Source organism: Pseudofrankia coriaricola (assembly GCF_032027725.1).
Classification (GTDB): Bacteria; Actinomycetota; Actinomycetes; order Frankiales; family Frankiaceae; genus Pseudofrankia.
On sequence record NZ_JASNFO010000090.1, the window covers coordinates 58,719 to 65,724 of the forward strand.

8 protein-coding genes are annotated in these 7,006 nt (G+C 69.4%); 7 read left to right on the forward strand and 1 reads right to left on the reverse strand.

Annotation, left to right across the window (positions count from 1 at the left end; all coding sequences use genetic code 11):
* The first annotated feature begins 126 nt into the window (after nucleotides 1–126).
* The 3 genes from QOZ89_RS37325 to QOZ89_RS48435 all read left to right on the forward strand — a co-directional run bounded on the left by QOZ89_RS37325 (nucleotide 127) and on the right by QOZ89_RS48435 (nucleotide 2,649).
* The gene (locus QOZ89_RS37325) at nucleotides 127–1,725 is read left to right on the forward strand and encodes an ATP-binding protein (RefSeq protein WP_241841611.1); all 1,599 of its coding nucleotides are present in this window, start codon (nucleotides 127–129) and stop codon (nucleotides 1,723–1,725) included.
* A gap of 61 nt (nucleotides 1,726–1,786) precedes the next feature.
* Complete coding sequence (locus QOZ89_RS37330; protein WP_312628657.1) at nucleotides 1,787–2,413, forward strand: hypothetical protein; 627 nt, start codon at nucleotides 1,787–1,789, stop codon at nucleotides 2,411–2,413.
* On the forward strand, nucleotides 2,413–2,649 hold the full coding sequence (locus tag QOZ89_RS48435; RefSeq protein ID WP_312628659.1) for a hypothetical protein: 237 nt from the start codon (nucleotides 2,413–2,415) through the stop codon (nucleotides 2,647–2,649). The genes QOZ89_RS37330 and QOZ89_RS48435 overlap by 1 nt, the downstream gene beginning before the upstream one ends.
* Nucleotides 2,650–2,811: 162 nt before the next feature.
* Here QOZ89_RS48435 and QOZ89_RS37340 read toward each other — a convergent pair whose 3' ends face one another.
* Entirely contained in the window at nucleotides 2,812–3,318 is a 507-nt protein-coding gene (locus tag QOZ89_RS37340; RefSeq protein WP_312628669.1) for a (2Fe-2S)-binding protein, read from the reverse strand.
* Nucleotides 3,319–3,630: 312 nt separating this feature from the next.
* Here QOZ89_RS37340 and QOZ89_RS37345 point away from each other — a divergent pair, with 312 nt between their 5' ends.
* The 4 genes from QOZ89_RS37345 to QOZ89_RS47845 form a co-directional block, all read left to right on the forward strand.
* A complete protein-coding gene (locus QOZ89_RS37345; RefSeq protein WP_241842476.1) occupies nucleotides 3,631–5,466 on the forward strand; it encodes a 2OG-Fe(II) oxygenase in 1,836 nt (611 codons plus the stop codon).
* Between the two features lie 23 nt (nucleotides 5,467–5,489).
* The gene (locus QOZ89_RS37350) at nucleotides 5,490–5,993 is read left to right on the forward strand and encodes a hypothetical protein (RefSeq protein WP_241842477.1); all 504 of its coding nucleotides are present in this window, start codon (nucleotides 5,490–5,492) and stop codon (nucleotides 5,991–5,993) included.
* A 537-nt stretch (nucleotides 5,994–6,530) separates the two neighbouring features.
* Nucleotides 6,531–6,842 carry a nucleotidyltransferase family protein gene (locus tag QOZ89_RS37355; RefSeq protein ID WP_071054978.1) on the forward strand — a complete coding sequence of 104 codons (312 nt, stop codon included), beginning with the start codon at nucleotides 6,531–6,533 and terminating at the stop codon, nucleotides 6,840–6,842.
* Nucleotides 6,832–7,006: HepT-like ribonuclease domain-containing protein (locus QOZ89_RS47845; protein ID WP_397428915.1), on the forward strand; the 175-nt coding region annotated here is incomplete at its 3' end. The genes QOZ89_RS37355 and QOZ89_RS47845, both read left to right, overlap by 11 nt.

Consider the following 7,006-nt stretch of genomic DNA (forward strand, 5'->3'; position numbering starts at 1 on the left):
CGCCGTCGCCGTGGCTTCCAGCGGGTGGTCCGTGATGACTGGACCAGCGGGCCGGTGGCCAGGACGGTTCGGCGCTCACCGCGGGTTCCGTAGAGTCGGGATCAGCGCTGCGTAGCGGGGAGGATCGTGAGTGCTGTGACTCGCTGGTTCAACACGGCGGGGCCGTGCGTGCCGAGCAAGCACTACATGATCCCTGCGTCGGCGCGGCTGCCGCAGGTTCCTGATCTCGTCGAGCGTGAACTGTACTTCGTCCTGCATGCTCCGCGGCAGACCGGCAAGACGACGGCGCTGCGTGCGCTGGCGGCCGAGTTGACCGCGAGTGGTCGTTATGCGGCGGTGGTGCTGTCGATGGAGGCCGGCCAGCCCTGGCCGGATGACATCGGCGCGGCCACTCGGGCGATCCTGACAGGCGCCCGCCGCACGGCACGAACCAATCTGCCGGTCGATCTGCGCCCACCACCCTGGCCGGACAGCTGGGAGGAAGGGCTGCTCTCGGACGCGTTCGCCGTCTGGGCGGAGACTTGCCCACGCCCGCTTGTGCTCTTCCTCGATGAGATCGACTCTCTGGGCGGGCGCACGATGCTCAGTGTGCTTCGCCAACTGCGCGACGGCTTCGCCGACAGACCCGTCGGCTTTCCGGCGTCTGTGGCGCTCTGCGGACTACGCGACGTCCGTGACTACAAGATCGCCTCTGGCGGTGACCCGACTACCACGACCTCGCAGAGCCCGTTCAACATCACGGTGGCGTCGCTGCGGCTGAGTGACTTCACCCTCGACGAGGTCCACAAGCTCTATGGCCAGCACACGACCCAGACCGGTCAGCGGTTCACTCCTCAGGCCGTGGAATACGCCTACGCACTGACGATGGGCCAGCCGTGGCTGGTCAATGCCCTTGCCTACGAGATTGTCAGCGGCATGAAGGTCCACACGTCGACGTCGATCACTACCGACGACGTCGACGAGGCGGCCGAGCGGATCATCGTCGCGCGCGCGACCCATGTGGACTCTCTGCTCGACAAGCTTCGCGACCCCCGCGTACGGCGGATCATCGAACCCATCCTAGCCGGCGCGGAGGTCCGATTCGACCCGTTCGCCGACGACCTCGCCTACACCGTGGACCTCGGACTGGTCCGACGGACCGCCTCGACGGTGGAGATCGCCAACCCCATCTACCGGAACGTGATCACCCGAGTTCTGGCTGACGGCCTCTTCGAAGGCGTCGTCGGAGCGCCTCAGCCGCGATCGTTCGTGCTGCCCGATGGGCGCCTCGACCTGGACGGGCTGCTCGCGGGTTTCACCGGGTTCTGGCACAACAGCGAGGACCTTCTCCAAGGCGACGTGCCTTACCAGGAGGTGACCCCGCACGTAACCCTGCTCGGCTACCTCGACCGCGCCATCAACGGCAGCGGTTTCGTCGACCGGGAGTACGGCGTCGGCCGCGGTGCACTCGACCTGCTCATCCGCTGGAACCACGTCGGGCCGGAGGGCAGACCCACCGTCCAGCGCCAAGCCCTCGAGGTCAAGACCCACCGCCCCGGCGACCCCGATCCCACAACTGCCGGCATCAATCAGCTGGACGGCTACCTGCTACGCCTCGGCCTCCCCACCGGCCACCTCGTGATCTTCGACCAGCGCCCTGCCGAACGCAAACGCGTCGCCATCGAGCTTGGCTCCCAAACCGTGACCAGCCCCAGCGGCCGAACCATCACCGTGGTGCGTATCTGATGGCCTTTCCGCAGCCCGAGGACCTGGTCGTACTCGCCGTAGGCCAGGTTCGGGAGGCGCCTTGACGGACGGGGATGCCCCGCACTGGGCGGCGGCACAGGTCGCGGCGGTACGCGACTGCCCCGGGGACCGGTTGGCGCTCTTGGCGCGTACTTACCTCGGGCCGTTCGGTCGAGCTCCCCGTCATCTCCCCTTCCGGCGGGCCGCCGTGTCGTTCATGCGGTGGCAGGTCGAGCGCGGCGTGCTGAACCCGCCGGAGGCGGATGCTCCGGGAAGCCGCTGGTGGCGAGCCGTGAACGACCGGTTGCTCCGAGACGGCTGCGAGGCCGTGGCGCGCTCCGGCGGGATGACGGGCGAACTGTCGTCACCGGCGGTCAAGGTGTGGCTGGAGTTCGTCGCGGCACCGACGGCCCAGAACTGGTACCGAGCCCACAACGCGAGCATCGCCGCCGCCTACCTGGACCACCGTGATCTCGCGGTGGTGGAGTCCAGACCCGAGCGATTCTTCTTGAACGTCACCCTGCTGCGGGTTCTGTACACGCATGCGCTGGTCGCGGCGCCCCGGTTGTCCCTCGGCCGGTTCGCCATCCTGGGTCGCCTCGTCGGTGACCCACGGCTCGGGGCGTGGGGGCGTTCCTGTCGCTGGGGCGTGTGCTGCCCAGCCGGTACCCGCTGGACGACGACCTGATGACCTATGTCCTCGACGAGCACCGGCTCGGCCGGATGCTCGACTACGGTGTGATCCAACCACGCCTGCAGCGCCTGTACGAGTGGTCGGCGCTGGAACTCGACCTCCCCGGCCTGCGCGACCTCGTCCGCGACGGCAGCCCGGTCTACGCCTGGCCCTACGAGGACCGGGATGTCTGGACCGCCGGCGGCTCCCTTCCGGAACGAGTCCTCGGACGCGCCACGTCACCTCGCTGAGGCCGACGGGCGGACCCTGGTTCCAGAGTCGTCCATCTTTGCAGCGTCGGGGTCGGAGAGCCCTTGCCGGTCTCGATATGCATGGCGGGGCCGCTCACATAACCAACGGCGGGACGGGTGCCGCCGCGCCGCGAGTGTGTCGCCGCAGGGCAGGGGCGATGGTCAGCCGGCGAAGCCGAGGACGTGCAGGGCCTTGCGGTAGGCGACGCCGAGGGCGTCGAAGGGGCGGTGGACCTCGGTGGCGGCGAAGACCCTGGCGGGTTGCTGGGATTCGACGATCTTCTTGTCGGGTGCCCAGATTCTGTCTTCGACGGCCTGTAGGCCCAGTCCGTCGACCGGGCCGTCGCCGTAGACGGCCGGGTCGAAGGCGGCCATCCAGTACAGCCGCAGCGTCGTGGCCGACGTCGGTGCGCGCACGGAGAACAGCACGGTGCGCGGGCCGCTCGCGTCGCCGAGCCAGACCGCGAACGGCAGCTCGATCCGGTACTGGAAGAGCGTCTCGCCGACGGGGCGGCGCCCGTCCGGGCCCGGCTCGGCGACGGGGTTCACGCTCGGGTAGCGATAGTCCGCCTCCACCGTCCAGGCCGTGCGGCGCACCGGGTACGGCTCGACGGCGAGCGCCTCGCCATTGCCGAACGTGTCGGTGTGCAGGACCGAAAAATGCCCGATGGCGCAGAAGAAACATCAACAAGGGTGCATGACCCATCAGAGGCTTGCCGCCACCGTGGCTCCCAGCTCCCAGCAGGCTGCACGGGAGGCCTGGTCCACCGGCCCCGTGACGAGAACGGGAGGCAGGACCTGCTTCCGCTTCAAGCCCCTTGCGGTGGTCTCGACGCCCCGGACCGCGCCGCCCCGTCAGCGTAGGGGCGCGTCAACCGCGCCCCACGCGAGGCCATGCACCCGATTCTCGTCGAACGAGTTCGGATCTCTAGAGTTCGGACGCAGGATCCGCATTCCCAGGTGTGCAGGAGGATGCTGACGGTGACGGCGACACCAGCGCGTGACCGGTTGGCCAGGACGTTGCGCGGTGACGCAGAGCCCGCGTTCGGCGCGGCGCTGACGGCGAGGACGGATGACCTGAGTCTTGAGGTCGAGGGCGTCGGCCCCGTCGCGTTCCCGGTGCGGCCCGCGCAGGCCCGCGAGCTGCTCCGCCTCGGTCACCCTGCCCGTTTCGGCCGCGGCGAGGAGACGCTGACCGACCGCGGCGTCCGGGACACCTGGGAGATCCCGAAGGACCTTGTTCGCGCGAGGTGGGACGACGACGCGCTGAACGCCATCCTGACAACGGCGAAAGACGAGCTGGGCCTGCCGATCGCCGCCGAGCTGACGGCCGACCTTCATTCCCTTCTCGTGTATGAGCCGGGCCAGTTCTTCCGCGCCCATCAGGACAGCGAGAAGGACGACTCGATGATCGGCACCCTGGTGGTGACGCTGCCGTCCAGTTACACCGGCGGCGAGCTGGTGGTGCGCCATCTCGAGGAGAAGAAGATCTACCGGGGCTCGAAGACGGCGCTGTCACTGGTCGCCTTCTACGCCGACTGCCGGCACGAGGTCCTCGAGGTGCGGTCGGGGTACCGGATCGCGCTCACCTTCAACCTCCTGCTTGGCGGTGATACCGCCTTGCCGGAGGGCGACGAGGGAGCAGTCGCCGAGCTGGCCGCTTTCCTTGGCGAGCATTTCGGCACGCCCATGTCCAGCCGCTACGGCCCGCGCGCGGCCACCTCGCCAAGCCGGCTCGTCTACCTCCTCGACCACGAGTACACCCCCCGTGCGCTGGGCTGGAGCGGGCTGAAGGGGGCCGATGCCGCACGCGGGTCCCTGCTGCGGGCCGCGGCCGACCGGGCAGGGTGCGAAGCCTTCCTCGCGCTCGCCGACATCAAGACGACGCACAGCGCCTACGAGGCCGACGACGACTACGAGTACCGAGGCTGGTACTGGGATGGCGATTCCGATGATGACGAGGTCGAGGACTCGGGCGGCCCGGGCGACTACGAGATCCAGGAGCTGATCGACTCCGAGGTAGCCCTCACGCACTGGACCGGCCCGGACGGTACCCGACTGGAGAAGACCTCGCTCTTTGTGGGGAGCGACGAGGTATGCGCGTCCATCGAGACCAACGACTTCGAGCCCTACTCGTCGGAGTACGAGGGCTACATGGGCAACTGGGGAAACACGCTGGACCGCTGGTACCACCGGGCCGCGGTCGTCGTCTGGCCCCGGGAGCAGGCCTTCGCGAACCGCGCCGAAACCTCGCCGTCTTGGGCTCTCGACGAACTCGCCGTGATGGCGGTCTCCGGTGATCTCTCAGGCGCCCGGGCCGCCGCAGCGACGCTCCAGCCGTTCTGGGACAGCTCGCTGGGCGCCCGGACGCCGGACGACAAGGAGAGGATCTCCGGACTCTTCGGTAAGGCGCTGCGGGCGGCAAGCGTCGTGGCGGACCCGGCGACAGCCACGATGCTGCTGGCCCCGTTCCGCGCGGAAAGCCTGACCACTGGCGACATCGACGCATTCGGAAGGCTCGTCAGCGGTTACGGCCAGCTGTGGACCGCCGGGCTGCTGCGGACTTGGTTCGCGGCGCAGCCGGGGTGGGCATACGCCGGCGGACCGGAACGGCAGCGGTGGGTGGCGGACGAGCTCCCTGGTCTGTGCGCGGGGCTGCACGCCGCGCACAGGCCGGCGCCGCGGCGGCACGGCAGCTCCTCGACTTGGTATGGAAGTGGGCCGCCAAGGACATCGACACAACGCTCGCGTCGTCGTCCCCCGGCTGCCGCGACAAGGCACTCGCCGCCCTGGCCAGACCGCTCGCCTCCGTACTGACAGCCGCCGCCGCGATGACGGATATGGGCACTCGGGACGCGGTGGCCGGCCATCTCCGGCAGAAAGGCGATGCCGTCACCGGGCTGGAGATGCCGGCGCTGCGCGCCGCGGCGGAGCTGCCCCACGACGGCGCACACGGCGAGGCCGGCTTCACCGACCTGGCCGCCGACTGCGCGGCACGGCTGCGTGCCCGGCTGGCTCAACCGCCACGCGCGTCCGGTGACTGGTCGATGGAACCACCCGGGGGCGGCTGCTCCTGCGACCTGTGCGGCACCCTTCGGGCATTCCTGGCAGACCCGGACCGGCGCACGTTCGAGTGGCCGCTCGCAGAGAAACGCAGGCAGCACCTCCACTCCCGCATCGACGCCGCCGAACTACCCGTCAGCCACGTCACGAGGAGGCAGGGCCGCCCCTACACCCTCGTTCTCCGCAAGACCGACGCGCTGTTCACCGACGAGGCCGAGGCACGGGCCAGGGACCAGGAGAACCTGGAGTGGCTCGCGGCAGCATGGAATCTCGGCACTTGATCCTCTGACGGTCTGACCAGCGCGGGCCGGTAGCAGCGCAGGCACCCGCGTCAGTCAGCTTCTCGCGGCACGCTGGCGAACCGCTCGACGTAGCGATGCACCGCCCGGGCACCAGCTACGCCCCGCCCGCCGCTCGCCCAGGTGCTCGACAGCGAGCGCTATCCGCCGGCGAGCCGGGTCGGCACCGCCGCTGGCGAGGCTCGCGGCAGCGCGCGCAGTATCGCTTCGGCCTGGCCCGCGTTCTCGACGGTTTGGCCCTCCTCATCGAGCCCGCCAAGCCGCAGCAACCCGAAAACGCCTGATCCCGCTCCGCCGGCCGGATGTCGCTGGTCACCAATCGGCCATCAGCGATGCGGCAGCGGTGGCGCCGAGGTCCCAACAAGCTTGGCAGGCAGCGGCGTCGGCCTCGCCGACCATCGACAGCGGATCGCACAGGCGTCTCCCCCTTCAGCCCAGCCGATCGGCCACCGAGTGGTCCGATCCCGCTCAGGCGCACGGGCCGCGGGGTCGGGCACAATCTTCCCAGAGGAGGTGAGCATGCATCCGTTGATCGAGGCCAGGCGGGCGGAGATCCAAGGACTCTGCCGTCGGCTCGGCATCCGCCGCCTCGACCTCTTCGGCTCCGCGACCGGCGAAGCCTTCGACCTGGACAGCAGCGACGTCGACGTCCTCGTCGAGTTCGACGCGGACCGCGCCGGATTCGACTACTACGCCACCTACTTCGCCCTCAAGGAGGGACTCGAGCGCCTGCTGGGCCGCGCCGTTGACGTCGTCAGCGTGACCAGCATCCGCAACCCCTACTTCCGCGACCAGGTCATGCGCACCAGGCAGCCGCTGTATGCCGCCTGACCCGCGCAAGTATCTCTGGGACGCCGCGAACGCGGCCGAACTCGCCAGAGGCTTCGCCCACGGCCAGACCTTCGTCGACTATCGGGCGAACGCGATGCTCCGCGCCGCCGTCGAGCGCGAGTTCGAGATTATCGGCGAGGCGTTCAACCAGCTCTCCAAGGTCG